18 protein-coding genes and 1 tRNA gene are annotated in these 18,775 nt (G+C 63.8%); 5 read left to right on the top strand and 14 right to left on the bottom strand.

Annotation, left to right across the window (positions count from 1 at the left end):
* Positions 1 to 28 precede the first annotated feature (28 nt).
* From ED21_RS11450 to ED21_RS11430, 5 genes are all read right to left on the bottom strand, one after another.
* Entirely contained in the window at positions 29 to 517 is a 489-nt protein-coding gene (locus ED21_RS11450; RefSeq protein ID WP_006834067.1) for a DUF2721 domain-containing protein, read from the bottom strand.
* The gene (der, locus tag ED21_RS11445; RefSeq protein ID WP_006834066.1) at positions 510 to 1,949 is read right to left on the bottom strand and encodes a ribosome biogenesis GTPase Der; all 1,440 of its coding nucleotides are present in this window, start codon (positions 1,947 to 1,949) and stop codon (positions 510 to 512) included. The genes ED21_RS11450 and der overlap by 8 nt, the downstream gene beginning before the upstream one ends.
* 211 nt (positions 1,950 to 2,160) lie before the next feature.
* Positions 2,161 to 2,460 carry a DUF3297 family protein gene (locus tag ED21_RS11440; RefSeq protein ID WP_006834065.1) on the bottom strand — a complete coding sequence of 100 codons (300 nt, stop codon included), beginning with the start codon at positions 2,458 to 2,460 and terminating at the stop codon, positions 2,161 to 2,163.
* Between the two features lie 54 nt (positions 2,461 to 2,514).
* Positions 2,515 to 2,703: a hypothetical protein gene (locus ED21_RS11435; protein WP_006834064.1), complete on the bottom strand. Its 189-nt coding sequence runs from the start codon at positions 2,701 to 2,703 to the stop codon at positions 2,515 to 2,517.
* 23 nt (positions 2,704 to 2,726) lie between these two features.
* The gene (locus tag ED21_RS11430; protein WP_006834063.1) at positions 2,727 to 2,975 is read right to left on the bottom strand and encodes a hypothetical protein; all 249 of its coding nucleotides are present in this window, start codon (positions 2,973 to 2,975) and stop codon (positions 2,727 to 2,729) included.
* A gap of 151 nt (positions 2,976 to 3,126) precedes the next feature.
* Here ED21_RS11430 and ED21_RS11425 point away from each other — a divergent pair.
* Positions 3,127 to 3,211, top strand: a tRNA-Leu gene (locus ED21_RS11425).
* 60 nt (positions 3,212 to 3,271) lie between these two features.
* A complete protein-coding gene (tig, locus tag ED21_RS11420; protein WP_006834062.1) occupies positions 3,272 to 4,837 on the top strand; it encodes a trigger factor in 1,566 nt (521 codons plus the stop codon).
* Positions 4,838 to 4,906: 69 nt separating this feature from the next.
* Here tig and ED21_RS11415 read toward each other — a convergent pair whose 3' ends face one another.
* From ED21_RS11415 to ED21_RS11405, 3 genes are all read right to left on the bottom strand, one after another.
* Positions 4,907 to 6,214 (bottom strand): sodium:proton antiporter, encoded by a 1,308-nt coding sequence (locus ED21_RS11415; protein ID WP_050784773.1) that lies wholly within the window; start codon positions 6,212 to 6,214, stop codon positions 4,907 to 4,909.
* 66 nt (positions 6,215 to 6,280) lie between these two features.
* Positions 6,281 to 7,759, bottom strand: a complete 1,479-nt coding sequence (locus ED21_RS11410; RefSeq protein ID WP_006834060.1) for an amidase — start codon at positions 7,757 to 7,759, stop codon at positions 6,281 to 6,283.
* 39 nt (positions 7,760 to 7,798) lie between these two features.
* The gene (locus ED21_RS11405; protein WP_034922486.1) at positions 7,799 to 9,889 is read right to left on the bottom strand and encodes a TonB-dependent siderophore receptor; all 2,091 of its coding nucleotides are present in this window, start codon (positions 9,887 to 9,889) and stop codon (positions 7,799 to 7,801) included.
* A gap of 393 nt (positions 9,890 to 10,282) precedes the next feature.
* Between ED21_RS11405 and ED21_RS11400 the strand changes: the two genes are divergently transcribed.
* The 3 genes from ED21_RS11400 to clpX all read left to right on the top strand — a co-directional run bounded on the left by ED21_RS11400 (position 10,283) and on the right by clpX (position 14,293).
* Positions 10,283 to 12,004: a methyl-accepting chemotaxis protein gene (locus ED21_RS11400; RefSeq protein WP_006834058.1), complete on the top strand. Its 1,722-nt coding sequence runs from the start codon at positions 10,283 to 10,285 to the stop codon at positions 12,002 to 12,004.
* Between the two features lie 111 nt (positions 12,005 to 12,115).
* The gene (locus ED21_RS11395; protein ID WP_006834057.1) at positions 12,116 to 12,841 is read left to right on the top strand and encodes an ATP-dependent Clp protease proteolytic subunit; all 726 of its coding nucleotides are present in this window, start codon (positions 12,116 to 12,118) and stop codon (positions 12,839 to 12,841) included.
* Between the two features lie 195 nt (positions 12,842 to 13,036).
* Positions 13,037 to 14,293 (top strand): ATP-dependent Clp protease ATP-binding subunit ClpX, encoded by a 1,257-nt coding sequence (gene clpX / locus ED21_RS11390; RefSeq protein WP_006834056.1) that lies wholly within the window; start codon positions 13,037 to 13,039, stop codon positions 14,291 to 14,293.
* 167 nt (positions 14,294 to 14,460) lie between these two features.
* Here the strand turns inward: clpX and ED21_RS11385 are convergent, their stop codons facing one another.
* From ED21_RS11385 to ED21_RS11360, 6 genes are all read right to left on the bottom strand, one after another.
* Complete coding sequence (locus ED21_RS11385) at positions 14,461 to 15,033, bottom strand: fasciclin domain-containing protein (RefSeq protein WP_006834055.1); 573 nt, start codon at positions 15,031 to 15,033, stop codon at positions 14,461 to 14,463.
* An 82-nt stretch (positions 15,034 to 15,115) separates the two neighbouring features.
* Positions 15,116 to 15,835 carry an anti-sigma factor domain-containing protein gene (locus ED21_RS11380; RefSeq protein WP_006834054.1) on the bottom strand — a complete coding sequence of 240 codons (720 nt, stop codon included), beginning with the start codon at positions 15,833 to 15,835 and terminating at the stop codon, positions 15,116 to 15,118.
* On the bottom strand, positions 15,832 to 16,407 hold the full coding sequence (locus ED21_RS11375) for a sigma-70 family RNA polymerase sigma factor (protein WP_006834053.1): 576 nt from the start codon (positions 16,405 to 16,407) through the stop codon (positions 15,832 to 15,834). Before ED21_RS11375 ends, ED21_RS11380 begins: the two co-directional genes overlap by 4 nt.
* On the bottom strand, positions 16,401 to 17,330 hold the full coding sequence (locus tag ED21_RS11370) for a cation diffusion facilitator family transporter (RefSeq protein ID WP_006834052.1): 930 nt from the start codon (positions 17,328 to 17,330) through the stop codon (positions 16,401 to 16,403). Before ED21_RS11370 ends, ED21_RS11375 begins: the two co-directional genes overlap by 7 nt.
* A gap of 185 nt (positions 17,331 to 17,515) precedes the next feature.
* Entirely contained in the window at positions 17,516 to 18,184 is a 669-nt protein-coding gene (gene mtgA / locus ED21_RS11365; protein ID WP_006834051.1) for a monofunctional biosynthetic peptidoglycan transglycosylase, read from the bottom strand.
* 42 nt (positions 18,185 to 18,226) lie between these two features.
* The coding region (locus ED21_RS11360; RefSeq protein ID WP_006834050.1) for a class GN sortase at positions 18,227 to 18,775 on the bottom strand (549 nt) is incomplete at its 5' end.

Here is an 18,775-nt window from a genome sequence, read left to right as displayed (position 1 = left end):
AAAACCGCCAGCGCCGAGTCGGACAGGTTCAGGGGCCGAAGGTCCGCTCTTCCATCCGCTCGCGATTGCGCCGTGCTGCCACTCTCGTTTCGAGTAGGAAAGCGGCAAGACCGGCCATCAGCAGGCCCATCGTGATGAGCCATGTGAGAGCCACGAAAGTGCCCAGCGGCGCTTTCACGAACGCGCTGACGAACAGCAGCATGATGACGATGCTGATCGTGAACGCGGAGGCCGTGCTCAGCATCACCGCGCGCTGGGCGAGGACGCGCCGCCGCTCCAGCGCCGGGAGTTCGACCAGCAGTTCGTTGCCTTCGTCACCATCGCTGGCCTTGAGGATCTTCTCGATCTTGTTGGCGACCCAGATCAGGCGGTTGGTCATGACGTTCATGACCGCGCCAATCCCGGCGAGCAGGAAAGCCGGAGCCATCGACAGCTGCACCACGTTCTGGACCCTGATCGAGGAGCTCGTCCGCTCGAGCAGCTCGATCCCGGGGATAAGCAGCAAGGCGTCAGTCACGGCCCTCTCCGCCCGAGAACTTGCCGCCCCCTCCGCGGTTCGAATCGTAAGGATTCTTGGGACTCTTCAGGACCACCCGCACCGGCACGGCATCGAAACCCAGCTTGGCGCGGATGCCGTTCACGAGATACCGCTCGTAGCTCTTGGGCAGGTCGTCGAGACGCGTGCCGAAGACCACGAAGCGCGGCGGGCGTACACTGGCCTGTGTGATGTAGCGCAGCTTGATGCGGCGGCCACCCGGTGCGGGCGGCGGGTTGGCCTCCAGCGCATCGTCGAACCAGCGGTTGAGCGCGGCGGTCGGCACACGGCGGCTCCACGCCTCGCGCAGCTCGAAGGCGGCCGACAGCATGGTGTCGAGGCCCTTCCCGGTCTTGGCCGAAACCGCGAACAGCGGCACGCCGCGGACCTGCGAAAGGCCCTCGTTCAGCGCCTCGCGGATGCCGTTGAAGAGGTAAGAGGCGTTCTCGGCAATGTCCCACTTGTTGATCGCGACCATCAGCGCGCGGCCTTCCTCGAGCGCCTGACTGGCGATCTTGAGGTCCTGGTGTTCGAGGCCCTTGGTCGCATCGAGCAACAGCACCACGACTTCGGCAAAGTCGATCGCGCGCTTGGCATCGGCGACCGACAGCTTCTCCAGCTTCTCGGTGACCTTGGCGCGCTTGCGCATACCGGCGGTGTCGATGAGGCGGATTTCGCGTTGCTCGTTCGCCTTGGGATCGAACCAATCCCAGTCGACTGCGATGGAATCGCGCGTGATGCCCGCTTCGGGGCCAGTCAGCAGGCGATCTTCGCCTAGCAGGCGGTTGATCAGCGTCGACTTGCCCGCGTTGGGCCGTCCGACGATGGCAAGCTTGAGAGGACCGGAGAGGTCTTCCTCGTCCCGTTCCGCTTCGGCCTGCGCTGCCGCTTCGGCGGCTTCCGATTTCGCGCCGATGATCGGCCACAGCCCAGCAAACAGGTCCGCGATGCCCTCGCCGTGTTCGGCGGAGATGCCCATGGGTTCGCCAAGGCCAAGGCTGTAACTTTCGAGGATACCGGGCTCGGCCGCTCTGCCTTCCGCCTTGTTGCAGGCAAGCACGACGGGCACGTCTTGGCTGCGAAGCCAGCGGGCGATCTCCTCGTCGAGCGGAGTGATCCCGGCGCGCGCATCGACCACGAACAGCGCCGCATCGGCGCCTTCGAGGCTGACTTCGGTCTGCTTGCGCATCCGGCCCGGCAAGCTTTCGGGATCATCGTCTTCCCAACCCGCCGTATCGACCACGGTGAACTCGAGCCCTGCAATCTCGGCATCGCCCATGCGGCGGTCACGCGTCACGCCCGGCTGGTCGTCGACCAGCGCGAGCTTCTTGCCGATCAGCCGGTTGAACAGCGTCGACTTGCCGACGTTGGGCCGGCCGATGATGATGACGGTGGGTTTCTCGACTTGGGTCATGATGCTGCTCGGCGAGGTGGGCGATGGTTTGGGCTTTGGCAAGGCCGGAACACCGATCCAACAGCATGGAACGGATGGAACACGGTCCTGGAAAGAAAAACGCCGCCGCGCGAAACGGGTGCGCAGGCGGCGGTTTTTTGCAGGTTCCGGCAGCAGGACTGGGTCATTCCCGAGGTCCTGCCATCGATGCCCCGATGTAGGAAAGGCGCGATCAGCCGGCCTTGGCGACCGGCGGATTGTCGCCGAGGTCTTCGAACCAGGCTTCCACAGGGCCGTTGAGCTTCAGCGTCAGCGGGTTGCCGTTGCGGTCGACAGTCTTGCCGGCCTGCACGCGCACCCAACCTTCGGGGATGTTGTATTCCTCGATATCGGTGCGCACGCGGTCCTTGAACTTGATGCCCACGCCGCGCTGGAGGACGTCCACGTCGAAATGCTGGCTTTTCGGATTGACCGAAAGCTGCATCGGGGGCGTCTGGGGCTTGGTTTCTTCGGCTTTGGTGTCGTCAGTCATGGCGCGCGCCTCTACTGCGCGGCGCGGTTTCCGGCAAGCGCATTCGGGCCGCCCTCAATCCGGGAGCGGCGGCGTCTCGTTCGGGGCGGGGGAGGGGTCGTCGTAATCGGGCTGCAAGGGTTCGAAGCCGGGAGGCTCCTGCATCGGCGCCTCGTTCGGCGGACCGCCGGGCGGCATCTCCTGGGGAGCACCGGGCTGGATATCGGGGGTGGGTTGGATGTCGGGGGTGGGCTGGGTCGCCATCTCGTGTCTCCTTCGTGCTGCGATTAGTCGGGCGGCAGCATGGTTGCTGCATCGAGCGCCTGTTCGCCTTCGCCGCCGCGCCCGCCATCCATCGCTGGGCGCATGGCTTTTTCAGCCTCGGTGTCGATCTCGTGGGGCTTGGTCTTATCGGCGAGGACATCGCCTTCGGTCTCGCCGTCGGCCTCCATTTCGGCCGCAGTCTTGGGATCGACATCGGGGTCGATGGCGGGAGGCGTTGCAGGCGGGACTTTCGGAGTTTCGTAGTCGCTCATGATTGCGATCCTTTCGCCTTATCAACGCCTCACCGTGAAAGGCTGTTCCTTGAGCGGTCGCCGCGCTTGCCCTTTTGGTCGCATCCTTCTAGAGGCACGCGCCTATATGCGCGGCGGGCAACCGTCGGCGCAGCCCATGCTTTTGCGGTTTGCGGGCGTGGCGGAATTGGTAGACGCGCTGGTTTTAGGTACCAGTATCGAAAGATGTGGGGGTTCGAGTCCCTTCGCCCGCACCATTTCCGCTCCTGTCGCAGGCCATTCGCACAGACAGACAGAAACCTTACGAGTCCCAACCCATGCAGATCAAAGAAACCGCCAACGACGGCCTCCAGCGCGCCTACGCGATCACCATTCCGGCAAAGGAAATCGATGCCCGCATCGATTCGCAGATCAAGAAGATCGCCCCGCAGGTGAAGATGCCCGGCTTCCGCCCCGGCAAGGTGCCCGCGAACCTCGTGCGCAAGATGCATGGCGAACAGCTCCACGCCGAAGCCGTGAACGAGATGATTCGCGAATCGGTCGACAAGACCATGGAAGAGAACAAACTCAAGCCGGCGATGCAGCCGAAGGTCGAGCTGGGCGAAGGCTATGAGGCGGGCAAGGACGCCGAACTCACCATCGAACTGGAAGTGCTGCCCGAAATCGAGACGCCGTCGACCGACGATATCGCGATCGAGCGCCTGACCGTTCCCGTGTCGGATGACGAGGTCATGGACGCGATCGGCAAGCTGGCCGAGAACAACAAGAGCTACAAGGAAGCCGCCAAGACCAAAAAGGCGGCCGATGGCGACCAGCTGATCATCGACTTCGTGGGCCGCGTCGACGGCACCGAGTTCGAAGGCGGCAAGGCCGACGACGCCGCGCTGGTGCTGGGTTCGGGCATGTTCATCCCCGGTTTCGAAGAGCAGCTGGTTGGCGTGAAGACCGGCGACACCAAGACCATCGAAGTGACCTTCCCCGAAGATTACCAGGCGACGCATCTCGCCGGCAAGAAGGCCGAATTCGACGTCACCGTGAAGCAGGTGAAGGTCGAAGGCGACACCAAGATCGACGACGAGTTCGCCAAGAACTTCGGCCTCGACGGTCTCGACAAGCTGAAGGAACTCCTGCGAGGCCAGCTCGAGCAGGAAACCGCCGGACTTACCCGCACGCAGATGAAGCGCTCGCTGCTCGACCAGCTGGCCGCCGGTCACGATTTCGCCGTGCCGCAGGGCATGGTCGATGCGGAATTCGACCAGATCTGGACCCAGCTCCAGCAGGAAGCCGCTCGTTCGGAAAATCCGGAAGAGATGCTGAAGGAAATGGAAGCGGAAAAGGATGACTATCGTTCGATCGCCGAACGCCGCGTGCGCCTCGGCCTGCTGCTTTCGGAAATCGGCCAGGCGAACAACGTCCAGGTCACCTCGCAGGAAATGAGCATGCTGATCCAGCAGGCGGCACAGCAGTACCGCCCCGAAGATCGCGAACGCTTCATGCAGTACATCCAGCAGGAACCGATGGCCGCCGCCCAGCTGCGCGCGCCGCTTTATGAAGACAAGGTCGTCGATTTCCTCTTCGACAAGGCCGAGATTACCGACCGCGAAGTGACGCGCGAGGAACTCGAAGCCGCGATCGAAGCAGACGAGGGCGAGGAAGCCGCCAAGAAGCCGGCCAAGAAGAAGGCTGCTGCCAAGAAGGCTCCGGCCAAGAAGGCCGCTGCGAAGAAGTCCGACGACAAGAAGGACGAGAAGAAGCCGGCTGCAAAGAAGGCCCCGGCCAAGAAGGCTCCGGCGAAGAAGGCCGCTGCCAAGAAAGACGAGGGCGATAAGAAGCCCGCAGCCAAGAAGAAGGCACCCGCCAAGAAGGCCGCTGCCAAGAAGTAAGCTTCGGTTGGCTTGAAGAATTGCGAAGGGGCGGCGGGAGCGATCCTGCCGCCCCTTCCGTATGGCTCTTCAGGGTTTCTCTGTTCGGGGCGCCACGGTGCCATGTGGGCTGTGACTTTCCAGGCCTTCCTCCTCACCTGTATGAATATGTCGGCCTTTCTTCTCGACCGCGAGTATCATGGGGCCCGCTAAAATACCGTGCACTACGATCGATACGAGGATCGTAAAGCTCGCGATCGCCCAAAGCTGGTCGAAATTGTAGAAATTGCCATGGTTCTGGCCATAGGCGAGATAATAGATCGAACCCATCCCCCGCACGCCGAGAAACGCCACGGCGAGAGTTCCCAACATCGGCAGGCGCGATGGATATTCCGAGATGAAGCCCGCCACCGGTCGAATGACAAAGATCAGCGCCAGTCCGAGCAACGCGCCCTCCCACGTCAGGCTCGCTAGGACGCCGCTGGCCAGCATGGCGCCAAAACCGAACAGCACGAGAACGAGCACGATCTGTTCGATCTGATCGATGAAATGGTGGCTGAGCTTGTGGTAGCGGCTTCGGTTTTCCCGTTGCCGTGCCGTGACAGCACCCGCGAACACGGCCAGAAATCCATAGCCCTCGGCGAGTTCGGCCAGCCCGTAGGCAAGGAGCAGTGTACCAAGCACGACCAGCCCCTCGCTCGTCGAATACTTGGGCTGGTCGGCGCTTTCGCTGGCCTCGTCGATTTCTTCCATTGGAGCGTCGGCTTCCCGCTCGAATACATACCAAGCGCCCGCACGCCCCACGGCCCAACCGACCGCTATTCCTGCGGCAACCCGCCAGACCAGGTCGCGCGCAGCCCATTCGAGCGTCCAGTTTCCTAGCGAGGTCATGCCGACAGCGGCAATGGCCAGATAGGTAAACGGAAAGGCCAGACCGTCATTCAACCCCGCCTCTACTGTCAGCGAAAAGCGGACATCGTGCCGCTTGTTCTCGCCTGGCGGACCAACTTGCACGCTTCGCGCAAGAACAGGGTCTGTCGGAGCGAGTGCTGCACCAAGCAACAAGGCGCTCGCAGGAGCAAGGCCGACAATCCACCACCCCAAAAGTGCAACGGCGGCGATCGTCAGCGGCATGGCGAAAACGAGCAGTGGCCAGATCTGACTCCAGTTCTTCCAGCTCACCGGCCGGTCGATCGCGATCCCCGCCGCCATCAGCGAAGCGATCACGATGAACTCGGTAACATATTCGAGCGCCAGCGCATCGAAGCCGTCATAGGTCGGATTGATGTTGGGCAGGTCGAGGGGCAGGGAATAGAGCGCAAAGCCCGCTGCTACATAGACGATCGGCAGCGAGAGCCAGAAACGCGCGAGCCATTTCTCCAGCGTGACGGCCAGCATGAGTCCGAGCCCGAAGACGACGAACAGGAAGATGCGCGGGTCGAACTCCACGCTTGCTTAATCCGGTCAGAGGGCCGCCGGTTCCCACGGGCGAAAGGACGGTTCCGGTAAAACAGCGCTGCGCACTCGCTCATAGGCCGCGCCCAGTTGCAATACCTCGAAATCGCGCCACTTGCCGCCGAAGAAGCTGATCCCGACGGGCAGGCCCTCGATGGCACCCATGGGAACGGTGAGGTGCGGGTATCCGGCAACTGCCGCAGGCGTGCCGAAGCCGATACTGCCGTTGAAATTGTCGCCGTTGACGAGGTCGCTGGTCCAGGCGGGGCCGCGCGTGGGGGCGATGAGGAAAGCGACTTCGTTTTCGGCCATGATCCTGTCCAGCGTTTCTGCGCCCGCGATGCGCAGGGCTTTCGCGCGGGCTTCCTCGTAGGCTTCGCGGTCGGTCGTCGTTTCGGCAAGTTCGAAAAGGTCCTGCCCGAACCAGCGCATTTCCTCTGCCGGATGGGCGGCGTTGAAGGCGATGAGGTCGGCGAGGCTGCGCGCCATGCCGTCACCCGGCAGGCTGGCAAGATATTTGCCCATCTCCTCGCGCAGTTCGAACATCAGCACGGTAAAGCTGGCGTCATAGACCTCCTCGTCGAGCTCGAACTCGATATCGACCAGAGTGGCGCCCGCGGCTTCCAGATCGGCCAGCGCCGTTTCGAAGACGGTCTTCACATCGTCCCGGTTGCCCATCTGGTTGCGCATCACGCCGATGCGCGCGCCGTCGAGCGAGAAATCGGCGAGGCCCGTGTGGTAGTCCGCGCGGCGCTGCGCCCCGAGAGTGGCGCTGTCGGCCGGGTCCTCGCCCGCGATGGAGCTCAGCAGCAGGGCGGCATCAGCCACGCTGCGCGCCATCGGTCCCGCGGTGTCCTGCGTGCTGGAGATCGGAACGACATGGGTACGGCTGACAAGGCCGACGCTGGGCTTGAAGCCGACCACGCCGTTGATGCTGGCGGGGCAGGTAATCGATCCGTTGGTCTCCGTCCCGATCGCGGCCCAGGCGAATTGCGCGGCCACCGCCGCGCCGCTGCCCGAGGATGAGCCGCAGGCGTTACGATCGATGGCGTGCGGGTTGCGGGTCAATCCGCCCACGCCGCTCCAGCCGCTGGTGGAATCATTGTCGCGAATGTTGGCCCATTCGGACAGATTGGTCTTGCCGAGCACCACGCCGCCCGCCGCGCGCAGATTGGCGATCAGCGGCGCGTCGCGGCCGGTCAAATTGTCGGCGAGCGCGAGGCTGCCCGCAGTGGTCGGCAGTTCGCGCGTCTCGATATTGTCTTTAACGAGGACAGTGCGGCCCTGTAGCAGCAGGCCCGCCGCTTCGGCCTCGCGCGCCTCTTGCGGGCCTGCGGGGTTGACCGCGATCACCGCATTCAGTTCCGGTCCGGCATCGTCAAGGGCCGCGATGCGATCGAGATGGGTCTGTGTATCCGCCTCGGCCTGTTGGGCGGCGAGCGGCGCGGCGAGGAAAAGGAAGGCGAGCGGCAGCGTGCGAGCGATCATGGCCGCACACTGCCAGCGAGGCGGGCGAATGCAAGTGCGCTAGAAGTCGCCGCTGACCGAGAAACGGAAGATCGGCCCGATCCGGCGGTCCGTTTCCTCGACGAACGCGATTTCCCCATCGGGACGCGGCGTGTCGTAGACGGTGCGGTAGAACTTGTTCCGCGCGCCCAGTACATTGGCGACGCTTGCCTCCACCGTCAGGCCGAAAACATCCTTGTTCTCGACGAAGACGCTCGCAAAGGTCGGACCTTCCCAACTGCGCCCGGCCTCGTAGAGGCGCGAGTAGGGCGCGTCGTCCTGGCTGAAAATGCCGGCACCGTAGGCCCAGTCCGTCTTGGGGATATCGTGGCGATAGCCGAAATCGAGCAAGCCGCGCTGGTCGTAGGAGAAGGGACGGTCCTCGCCCGTAAAAGGGTCGATGACGCTCATCCAGCGCTTCACGCCGCGCAGGTCCAGCCGCGCGCCCTTCACGCCTAAGGGATCGAGATTGATCGTGGCGTTGGCTTCCAGATGCAGCCTCTCGGCATCGCCGATATTGCCGCGCGCTTCCCCGCCGCCTTCGAGCGGGAACCAGTCGATGAAATCCTCGAACCAGGCCTGCCGGGCAGTGAAGGTGACCGAACCCCAAGGGCCCAGGCGCTTGTTGGCTTCCAGTTCCACATTCCAGCTCTGGTAGGGGACGAGCTCGTTATTGCCGCCGTTCTCGTTGTCGTCGTTGAGGGAGACGCTGGCGAGAAAGTCGCCGAAGGAAAGCTGGCTGATGCGGCGGGCCAGCGTGAGTGAGACGTCGAAATCGTCCGCCGGCTTCCATGTCGTCGCGAGCGAGCCCTTGGGGCGCTTGAACGAGCGGGAGTTTGCAGCCGCACCGGTCTGTTCGATGCGCGAGAATTCCATTGCGCCGATCGCCTGGACGGAGAGCGTGGAGGACAAAGCCTTCGATACGGAGAGGCTGCCTTCGTAGCGGTCCTCGGTCACTCCGCCGGTTCCTTCGGGGAAGGCAAGCTGCACGAACTGGCCGTCGGGCGCGAGTTCGAAAAGCGAAGAAACCCGGTCGAGCCGGTTGAACGCTGCCTCTCCAGAAAGCTGCCAGTCGGCGCCCAGCATCGCCCAGCCGTATTCGGCGCGTCCGATCCGCTCGCCAATGCCGTTCGTCTGGCGGAAGCGCGATCCGACAGCGTCGCTGCCGTCGTCGAAGCTGTCGACCAGCGTGATGGAGAAGTTGTCGCGTTCGTACCGTTCGAGCCCGATGAGCTTGAGCTTGCCCGGTCCCAGGGGGAGCTGGATGTCGGCGCCGATTTCGTACTCCGGCCCGTTCTCGCGCACTTCGACATCGCGAAAGCGGGTGGGGCCGCTGGCGCGGAAACCCGTTTCGGGTTCGTTGCGGAACAGGAAGTCCTCGCCATAGCTGAGCGTCAGATTGGCCACGGTCTCGCCGCCGAAATCATAGGCGAAGGCGGTGGAGAGCTTGGGGTTGTCGAAGGCGCCGGAGAATTTCGTATACTGCTCTTCGATCAGGGCACCCTCGGCGTCGGTGATGATCGTCGGGCCGTCGGCGCCGAACCGGTCGTTGTCGTTGGAAAGCGACACGGTGTAGTCGAGCGCGCCTTTGCTGCCGGTCAGCGAAATCTCGCCGCCATACAGTTGGGCCTCGGTGTTGTGCGGGCGGAAGCCTGAGTCCCAGCGAAACTGCCCCGACGCGCCGCTGCGGGTGTAGATAACATTCGCCACCAGGCCGGTGAGACCGGGAATATCGAGCGTGTTGCCATCGACCAGTTCGATCCGCACCACGTCGCTTGCCGGGATGCGGCGCAACTGGTCGCGGAGCGAATCCGACTTGCTGGAAAAGCGTTCGCCATTGACCAGTACATTCTGGTCGGCCTGCCCGAGGCCGCGCTGGCCGTTGTTGTTGCCGCCGGAGATGGTGAAACCGGGGATGCGGCTGACCATATCGAGCGCGTTGCGCGGCGCGAATTGCGCGAAATAGGCAGGTTCGAAGACGCGGCTGGCATCTGCATCCGAAGCCGGGACTGCCTCGGTGTCATTCTCCCCATCGTCTTCGGCTTTCGCCATTGAGGGCAGCGACAGCGCGCAAGCGAGGACAATCAGGCTCGTGGCGTTTGGATACGACATTCTCTCTCCCGGATTTCTGTCGCTTCAACTACAAGTGTAAGCAAGCGCCCCAAGGTGCCGTCGACAAAGCGCTATTTGGAGCCGACGAGCGGCCATTGCGCTCGACGAACGGCAATCGGCTGGAAAGGATGGCAACGTGGCAAGGGAAGCGTGCCGGATAGTTAACGCTTCTCTTACTCCCGCCCCCCTAGGACCCATGGTCAGAGGCTGCCGGATTGATTCGGTGGTCCGCCACCAAACCGAACACATAAAAGCGGGTCGCGGTGGAATGGGGGATGCAGGGAAGGGGCGCAGGGTTTTCCTGCCGCCTCGCCCTGCGGCCCGTTCACGCCTCGAACAGCATGTCGGCGCCTGTCGCCGCATGTCCTCGCCCAAGACTGCGAGTTTCCAGACGTGTCCTATTCCGAAGACTACGAAGACGGCTTGCCCTCCCAGCGCTTTACCGGTGGTGGCAAGTCCATCGCGCGCCAGATGAACGGGCTGTTCGCGGCCTTCGCCGCCGGCGTCGTCGTGCTCTGCCTGGTGGCGACTTTCGGCTTCCAGCGGATCGAGGCGCATTCGGAAGAACTCACCGGGATCACCGAGAAGGTCCTCTCCGTTTCGCGCACTCGCGCCGATGTCCACGCATCGCAGGAAATGCTCGGCACCTTCCTCGACGAGGGCAACCAGGAGCAGGATCTCGATACGGCAATCGAACTGGTCGATCGGGCGATTGCCGAGAACGAGAAGCTGACCGGCATGTTCGATGCCAGCGATCCGCAGGCGCTCGGCGAGATCAAGCGTATCGCGGATCACCTCAGCGGACTCGAGTCCGCGCTGACCGCGCTCTACACCACGCCGGAGGACGAAATTTACGCAGGGGTCATCCCCGCTTTCAAGCATGGCTATGCCGTCGGCCAGATTTCCAACTCGCTGCGCAACCGCGAGGAAGCCCATCTCTATCGCCTCGAACGGGTGAAGATGGAGGAGATCGAGATGTTCATCGCCGTGATGGTGCTGCTGGGCATCGCCTCGCTGGTCACTGTCCTGCTTGGCCGCAAGCTGATGGCTCGCCGCGTGGTCGGCCCGATCCGCAACATCGGCGAAACCAGCGCGCTTCTGGCGGAGGGCGCGAGCGATCTCGAAATTCCCGAAATCCATCGCGATGACGAGATCGGCGAGATGGCCCGCGCGCTCGAAAGCCTGCGCATGATCCAGGAAGAAGCGCGGGAGGCTGCCAATCGCGAGCTCGAAAACCAGGTCGCCTCGGCGGACGACCGCAACCGCAAGGTCGCAATGATCCAGGACCTCGCCGACGCCTTCGAACGCATGGTGGGTGAAGTTGCGCAGGACGTCGCCGCAGCAAGTGGACAGCTCAAGGACGCGGCGCGGACCATGGCCGACAATGCCGAACAGTCCAGCGCGCGCGTGGTCAACGCCTCGCGCCTCCTCGCAGAAACCAGCGAAGGCGTGACCGGCGCAGCCGCCGCGAGCGACGAATTCGTCATGTCGATCGGCGAGATCAGCCGCCAGGCCGCCTCCAGCGCCGATCGGGCCGGACAGGCCAACACAGCGGCCCGTGATGCCGATCGCACGATTTCCGATCTCGACCAGATGGCGGCCCATGTCGGCCAGGTGGTCGAAATGATCGGCCAAATCGCCCAGCGCACCAACCTCCTCGCCCTCAACGCCAGCATCGAGGCGGCGCGCGGCGGCGAGGCGGGCCGCGGGTTCGCCGTGGTGGCGAGCGAGGTGAAGGAACTCGCCGCGCAGACCGCGCGCGCGACCGAAGAGGTCGAGGCGCAGATCAAGCTCATCCAGGGTTCGTCCTCGGCCAGCGCCGGCGCGCTGCGCAAGATCACCGAGGAAGTCGGCCAGCTCGGCGTCACCTCGACCTCGATCGCGGCCGCCGTCGACCAGCAGGCCGTCGCGGGACAGGAGCTCGCCCGCAGCATCGACAACGCCGCCCGCAACACCGAGGCGGTCAGCAGCGACATGGACGAGGTCAGCCGCATGGCGCTCGCCACCGGCGCTGCGGCAGGGCAGGTGCTCAATGGTTGCACTTCGCTGGAAAGCCAGGCCGAAGTGCTTCGGGCACAGGTCGCGGAATTCCTTGAGCACGTCCGCGCGGCCTGAGGCCGGTGTCACGCTTGTTGGTGGTAGTTCGCCGGGTGCGTAATCAAACCCCTTGAACATCGCGGCTGCGATGGCGACATAGGCGCTCGATATTCAGACGGAAGGATTTTCATGATCGACCTCTTCGGCAGCGAAGCACACGGCACGCCCAATGCTTTTGGGGGCCGGTTCACCCGCGATCCCATCACCGGGGCGCTGGTGCCGACCGTGGTCGAACAGTCGAGCCGCGGCGAGCGCGCCTTCGACATTTTCAGCCGCCTGCTGCGCGAGCGCATCGTCTTCGTCACTGGCCAAGTGGAAGACACCATGGCCTCGCTCATCGTGGCGCAGCTGCTGTTCCTCGAAAGCGAAAACCCGTCCAAGCCGATCAGCATGTACATCAATTCGCCCGGCGGCGTGGTGACGGCCGGCATGGCGATCCACGACACCATGCAGTACATCAAGCCGCGCGTGTCGACCGTGTGCATCGGCCAGGCCGCCTCGATGGGGAGCTTCCTCTTGGCCGCAGGCGAGCCGGGCATGCGTATCGCGCTTCCCAACGCCCGCATCATGGTCCACCAGCCTTCGGGCGGGGCCCGCGGCATGGCGTCGGACATCGAAATTCAGGCGCGCGAGATCCTGCGGATCCGCAAGCGCATGAACGACCTTTACGTCCAGTACACCGGTAAGAGCCTGACAGAGATCGAAAAGGCGATGGACCGCGACACCTTCCTCGAAGCGGAAGAAGCGATGAAGTTCGGCATCGTCGACAAGGTGTTCGAAGCGCGCCCCGAGAATGAGGGCGACGACGAGCCGGTGAAAGACGAGGACAAAGGCTCGGGCGGCGCGCCGGAGTGATCTTTACTCCGCAGTAACCCTGGGCGCGTTTGTCTCCCAGGGGGACTGTTGCAGATTTGTCCTAGCCACCGGGCAACCCTATCGCCTTCAGCTTATGGCAAGGGGTAGCTGGTAGTGAGATATTGACCCATCCCGTCACCGGCCTAGAGTCGGCGAATCCCTGTATTGTAGGGCTAGGCGGGGGCAGAGCAGGAAATGACCAAGTTGAGCGGAACCGATAGCAAATCCACGTTGTACTGCAGCTTTTGCGGCAAGTCGCAGCACGAGGTGCGCAAGCTGATTGCAGGCCCGACCGTGTTCATCTGCGATGAATGCGTCGAACTGTGCAACGACATCATCCGCGAAGAAACCAAGGCGGGCATCTCGGGCAAGAAGGACGGCGACGTCCCGACCCCCAAGGAAATCTTCGAGACGCTTAACGATTACGTGATCGGCCAGGACCGCGCCAAGCGGGTTCTCTCGGTCGCGGTGCACAACCACTACAAGCGTCTGAAGCACGGCGGCAAGGCAGGCGATGTCGAGCTTGCCAAGTCGAACATCCTGCTCGTCGGCCCGACCGGCTGCGGCAAGACGCTGCTGGCCCAGACGCTGGCCCGCACCTTCGACGTGCCCTTCACCATGGCCGACGCCACCACGCTGACCGAAGCCGGTTACGTGGGCGAGGACGTGGAGAACATCATCCTCAAGCTGCTGCAGGCGTCGGACTACAACGTCGAGAAAGCCCAGCACGGCATCGTCTACATCGACGAGATCGACAAGATCACCCGCAAGGCGGAAAATCCCTCGATCACGCGCGACGTGTCGGGTGAGGGCGTGCAGCAAGCGCTCCTGAAGCTGATGGAAGGCACCACCGCTTCGGTCCCGCCGCAGGGTGGCCGCAAGCATCCGCAGCAGGAATTCCTGCAGGTCGACACGACGAACATCCTGTTCATCTGTGGCGGCGCCTTTGCCGGTCTTGAAAAGATCATCGCCGATCGCCTGCAGAAGCGTTCGATCGGCTTCGGCGCACATGTCGCCGATCCGGACAAGCGCCGCATCGGCGAACTGCTCGAAAAGGGCGAACCGGAAGATCTTTTGAAGTTCGGCCTGATCCCCGAATTCGTCGGCCGCCTGCCGGTGATCGCCACGCTGCGCGATCTCGACACCGATGCGCTGATCACCATCCTGACCGAGCCGAAGAACGCGCTGTGCAAGCAGTATGCGAAGCTCTTCGAACTCGAGAACGTGGAACTTACCTTCCAGGAAGACGCGCTCAAGAAGATCGCCGAGAAGGCCATCGCCCGCAAGACGGGTGCCCGCGGCCTGCGCTCGATCGTGGAAGGCATCCTGCTCGACACGATGTTCGACCTGCCCGACATGGACGGCGTGACCGAGATCGTGATCGACGCCGATGTGGTCGAAGGCAAGAAGAACCCGATCCAGGTTCACGGACCAAAGGAAGAAGCAGCCTAGGCCAGCCTTCTCACACACCATACGAAAGCGCCGCGAAGTCTCACGATTTCGCGGCGCTTTTGCTTGGTTTCGAAAAAAAGGCCCCGCCGGCCGGATTGGAAGGCGGGCGGGGCCAGTCGCGCCGCGACAGAGGGGGAAACCCTGCGGCGCTGGAGGAAAGCGGCTGATCAGCCCGGCAGGAAGACGCCGTTGGTGACGTGGATCACGCCATTGGTGGTCTTCACGTCGGCCATGGTCACGGTGCTCTTGCGGTTCGCGCCGTCCGTGATGACGATGTTGTTGTCGCTCGAGAAGCTCGCGGTCAGCGTCTCGCCCGCAACGGTCTCGAAGCTGTAGCTGCCGCCGCTCCGCGTGATCGCGGCGGAGAGGGCCGAGGCGGCTACGCGCCCGGCGACAACGTGATATTTCAGGATGTCCTGCAACTGGTGCTTGTTCTCGGGGAGAAGCAGGCTGTCGACCGTGCCGGCTGGAAGCGCTGCGAAGGCGTCATCGGTCGGTGCGAAGACGGTGAAAGGACCGGGCGAAGAAAGCGTGTCCGCAAGGTCGGCGGCCTGCACTGCGGCAACGAGCGTTTCGTGGACGCCGGTGCCGCTGGCGGTCTGGACGATATTCGCCTGCGCCTTGGCGGGCTTTTCCTTGTGGTTGTGTGCTAGTGCCGGGGCGCCGGTGGCAAGGGCGAGGCCGCCCATCGCGAGGACGGATGCGGCCGCTGCGGCCTTGAGCTGCTTGGAAATGGTCATCGTGTAACTCCTTTTTCTCACAAGCCCCGTCCAACTTGTGCATTGAGTTACGAAGCGCCTCCTGCGGCGGATGCAAATCTCTTCAGATTTTTTGCAGGCGCCCTTCGGCCACCACCGGTCCGGCATCGGCATCGCGCGGCTTTCCACCCAGCGGTTCGCGGGTGAGCACCAGGCCCGAACCATCGGCCATTTCCGCCGCGACTTCGGCGGCGAGCGGATAGCGGCGCTCCTCGCCCGGTGCGACCACGCCCAGCGAGAGCAGCGGCGTGTTCTCGCTCTGCGGGACCAGCCAGAGCTCGTGATCGTGGACGCCATCGGCGGTCAGGCCGCTGGCCGAAACGAGCAGTTCCTGGCGATCGGGGAGATAAGTCACCGCGAGGCGAAGCTGCGTGTCCGCAATCGGGATCGAAGCAGCCAGCGGGGCTTGGGAAGTGGCGGGAACCGGCGAGGGGCTCTGCGTTGGTGAGACCACCAGCAAGGTGACGGCGGCAACCGCAGCGGCGGTGGCGACGCTCGCGGCCAACTTCCAGCGGCGCAGTCGGGATGCGAGCGAGACGACTTCTCCGGATTCGCCAGTGTCGGCGAGCGCGGCGGAAATTCTTTCCCACACCTCCTCGCGCGGGGTTGCGGCATCGACCTCGTCGAGCAACGGCGTGAGCCGGTCCTGCCAGAACGCGACCTCGGCAGCGAATTCGGGATCGCGCGCTTCGCGCCCGCGCGCGGCCAGCAACTCCTCACCTTCGAGCAGGCCGAGGGCGTATTCGGCGGCCATCATGTCTTCGGGAGCGGGATCGTCGGTCATTCGCCCTTCTCCAGACAGGTCTTGAGTTTTCTGAGGCCGCGGCGGACCCAGCTTTTCATCGTGCCCAGCGGGACGCCGCGCGTTTCGGCAATCTCGGCATAGGTCCGGCCTTCGAAAAAGGCCGTGCGGATCGCCACGCGCGGGTTTTCCTCCAGCGCGTCGAGGCAGGTGTGGACGCGGGCCTCGCGCTCGGCGTCGATCAGTATGGCTTCGGCCAGTGGGGCCCTGTCGGCGACAGGTGCGGCGGCGTCCTCGGGCACGCTGCCCTGGCGCACCTTGCCCACGCGCAGCCGGTCGATCGCGCGGTTGCGCGCGAAGGTGGCCAGCCAGCTGATCGGGCTGGCTCGCTCGGGATCGTAGCGATCGGCTTTGCGCCACAAAGAGATATAGACGTCCTGCAAGGCGTCCTCGGCTTCCTTTTCGTCGCCCAAGATACGCAGGCAAATCCCGAATAGTTTCGCCGAGGTCGCGCGGTAGATATCTTCCAGAGCCACGCGTTCGCCCGATGCCAGTCGCTCCATGGCTGCTTTCAGCCGTTCGCGTGCTTCGCGACTGGCTGGCTGCATCAGCATCCCCCCGTGCATTCGCGGGAATGTTCGATCTGGATCGTCGTGTGCCCGATCCGGTGATGGTGCTGCAATTCTTCGGCTACCTCGCGCAGAAAGCCATCGCCCGGGTGGCCGCCCGGCATGACGAGATGCGCGGTCAGCGCCGTCTCGGTGGTCGACATTGGCCAGATATGCAGCTCGTGGATCTCTTTCACTCCCGGAAGACTGGCGAGATAGCCGCGGACCCTGCTCTCCGAAATGCCCTTGGGCACGGCGAGCAGGCTCATGGCTACACTATCCTTGAGCAGCCCCCAAGTGCCCCAGGCGATCACAAGCACGATCAGGATGCTGACCAGCGGATCGATCCAGTTGGCGCCGGTGACGATGATGAGCACGCCGGCGATCACCACGCCGAGCGAAACCAGCGCGTCGGCCGCCATGTGCAGGAAAGCGCCGCGAATGTTGATGTCGTGCTTGCGCCCGCGCAGGAAGAGGAGGGCGGTCCCGGTGTTGATCGCAATACCGATCCCGGCAACCATGACCATGGTCATGCCCTCTACAGGCGCGGGTTCGGCCATGCGGTGGATTGTCTCGAAGGCAATCGCGCCGATGGCGATGAGGAGGAGCCCTGCGTTTGCGAGCGCGGCGAGGATGGTCGAGCTCTTGTAGCCATAGGTGAATCGCTCGGTCGGCGGGCGCTTGGCCGCCACGCTCGCGCCCCAGGCCAGCAGCAGGGCCAGCACGTCTGACAAATTGTGCCCGGCATCGGCGATGAGCGCCATCGAACCCGACAGCCAGCCATACACCGCCTCGACGATGACGAAGGCCGTATTTAGGACGATGCCGATCAGGAAGGCCTGGCCGAAATCGGCCGGCGTGTGGCAGTGCCCGCGACCATGCGCGTGGTCGTGCCCGTCCGCATGATCGTGGCTGTGTCCGATGCCCAAGCGCTGTCGTCCTTTCCTCTGTTTATCGGCGTGGACTAGGCGAATACCCGGCATGCCTTCAATAAAAATTCACGAAAATCAACCTGATACGGAATATCAGAACTGCTATGTTATATCATTTAGTGGCTGGGGCAAGACGCAAATAGATGAAGGGATGGGGCAATCCGGTGCGGTGATGCCTGGGGCTAGTCGTATACGCAGTAGTCCAGCCCGTCGCGGCGGACCTGGCCCATGCGCGCGGCGATCGTGCTGCCATGACCGCGCAGCCACCCCCTCGGGTTCTTGACCGAGCGCTCCTTGGGCAGGGGCAGGGCTGCGGCCATGCGCGCGGCCTCCAGCGGGTCGAGCGAGGCTGCGCTCTTGCCGAAATAGCGCTGCGCCCCGGCTTCCGCGCCATAGGTGCCGATCCCCGTCTCCGCGACGTTGAGATAGACTTCCATGATCCGCCGCTTGCCCCAGATCTTTTCGATCAGCAGCGTGAAATAGGCCTCCAGACCTTTGCGAAAATAGCCGCCGCCTTGCCACAGGAAGACGTTCTTCGCGGTCTGCTGGCTGATGGTCGAGCCACCCCGGATGCGCCCGCCCTTCGCGTTGTTCGCCATGGCATCTTCGATCGCCTTGCGGTCGAAACCGTCATGGCTGCAGAACTTGCCGTCCTCGGCCGCGATCACGGCCGAGACCATGTTGCGGTCGATCTCTGCGAGCGGCTCCCAGTCCTTGGTAATGCCATTGCCGTCCATCACCATGGTGGCAGTGACCGGGACGGGCACGAACTTGAACAGCAGGACCAGCAACAGGCTCAGGCCGATGAAGCCTGCCAACAGTTTTATCAGGAACAGGGAGATCCGGCGCATGGGCGAGAGCCTTAAGCGGCGCCCCCAAGCGGCGCAATCGGATCATGCGATACGCTGCGCGATTGCTACGCGCCTCAGGGGGCCGCGCTTGCCGGCATCGAAGGGGTAGCAGGTCGCGAGGAGCAGGGTCTCCCGGTGCAATTGCGCAGGTTGGGCAAAGCGGTCCCACTTCACGGTTTGCATGTGCGTTACGCGGTACCGGGCCGTGCTGCCATCGATGCGCTGGAGCGAAACAATATCGCCCTCTTCCAGGTTGCGCATCCAGGCAAAATGCGAATCGCGATGGGCGGCGAGCAGGGTCAGGCGGCGGTTCAGCCGGGTGGGAAATTCCGCCGGACCGAAGGCCATCGCTTCGCCCGATGCGCCCGCCAGCACGATATCGCTCACTCCCAGCCGGTCGACAGTGAGCCGCCCCATCGTCGTGATATCGGCCCAGGGCCATGGTTTGGCGGATGTCCCCGCGGCAAGGCTCGTCTCGAAGCTGTGCTCGAGCAGCAACTGCGCCAGCGCAGCTTTCGCCGGCATCCACGCTGCCGGGATCGCGAGGGCGGCGCCGCTGCAGAGCAGGGCCGCCGCACACAGCTGGGGGAG

This window comes from Erythrobacter sp. SD-21, from assembly GCF_000181515.1.
GTDB lineage: Bacteria > Pseudomonadota > Alphaproteobacteria > Sphingomonadales > Sphingomonadaceae > Qipengyuania.
Note: the sequence above shows the minus strand (reverse complement) of the source record. Positions and strands in the feature narration are given on the sequence as shown.

Excerpts from the sequence above, each read along its gene's own strand:
- der (WP_006834066.1), bottom strand. The coding sequence starts at position 1,949 with ATGACCCAAGTCGAGAAACCCACCGTCATCATCATCGGCCGGCCCAAC.
- ED21_RS11440 (WP_006834065.1), bottom strand. The coding sequence starts at position 2,460 with ATGACTGACGACACCAAAGCCGAAGAAACCAAGCCCCAGACGCCCCCG.
- ED21_RS11435 (WP_006834064.1), bottom strand. The coding sequence starts at position 2,703 with ATGGCGACCCAGCCCACCCCCGACATCCAACCCACCCCCGATATCCAG.
- ED21_RS11430 (WP_006834063.1), bottom strand. The coding sequence starts at position 2,975 with ATGAGCGACTACGAAACTCCGAAAGTCCCGCCTGCAACGCCTCCCGCC.
- tig (WP_006834062.1), top strand. The coding sequence starts at position 3,272 with ATGCAGATCAAAGAAACCGCCAACGACGGCCTCCAGCGCGCCTACGCG.
- ED21_RS11415 (WP_050784773.1), bottom strand. The coding sequence starts at position 6,214 with ATGCTGGCCGTCACGCTGGAGAAATGGCTCGCGCGTTTCTGGCTCTCG.
- ED21_RS11410 (WP_006834060.1), bottom strand. The coding sequence starts at position 7,759 with ATGATCGCTCGCACGCTGCCGCTCGCCTTCCTTTTCCTCGCCGCGCCG.
- ED21_RS11405 (WP_034922486.1), bottom strand. The coding sequence starts at position 9,889 with ATGTCGTATCCAAACGCCACGAGCCTGATTGTCCTCGCTTGCGCGCTG.
- ED21_RS11395 (WP_006834057.1), top strand. The coding sequence starts at position 12,116 with ATGATCGACCTCTTCGGCAGCGAAGCACACGGCACGCCCAATGCTTTT.
- clpX (WP_006834056.1), top strand. The coding sequence starts at position 13,037 with ATGACCAAGTTGAGCGGAACCGATAGCAAATCCACGTTGTACTGCAGC.
- ED21_RS11385 (WP_006834055.1), bottom strand. The coding sequence starts at position 15,033 with ATGACCATTTCCAAGCAGCTCAAGGCCGCAGCGGCCGCATCCGTCCTC.
- ED21_RS11380 (WP_006834054.1), bottom strand. The coding sequence starts at position 15,835 with ATGACCGACGATCCCGCTCCCGAAGACATGATGGCCGCCGAATACGCC.
- ED21_RS11375 (WP_006834053.1), bottom strand. The coding sequence starts at position 16,407 with ATGCTGATGCAGCCAGCCAGTCGCGAAGCACGCGAACGGCTGAAAGCA.
- mtgA (WP_006834051.1), bottom strand. The coding sequence starts at position 18,184 with ATGCGCCGGATCTCCCTGTTCCTGATAAAACTGTTGGCAGGCTTCATC.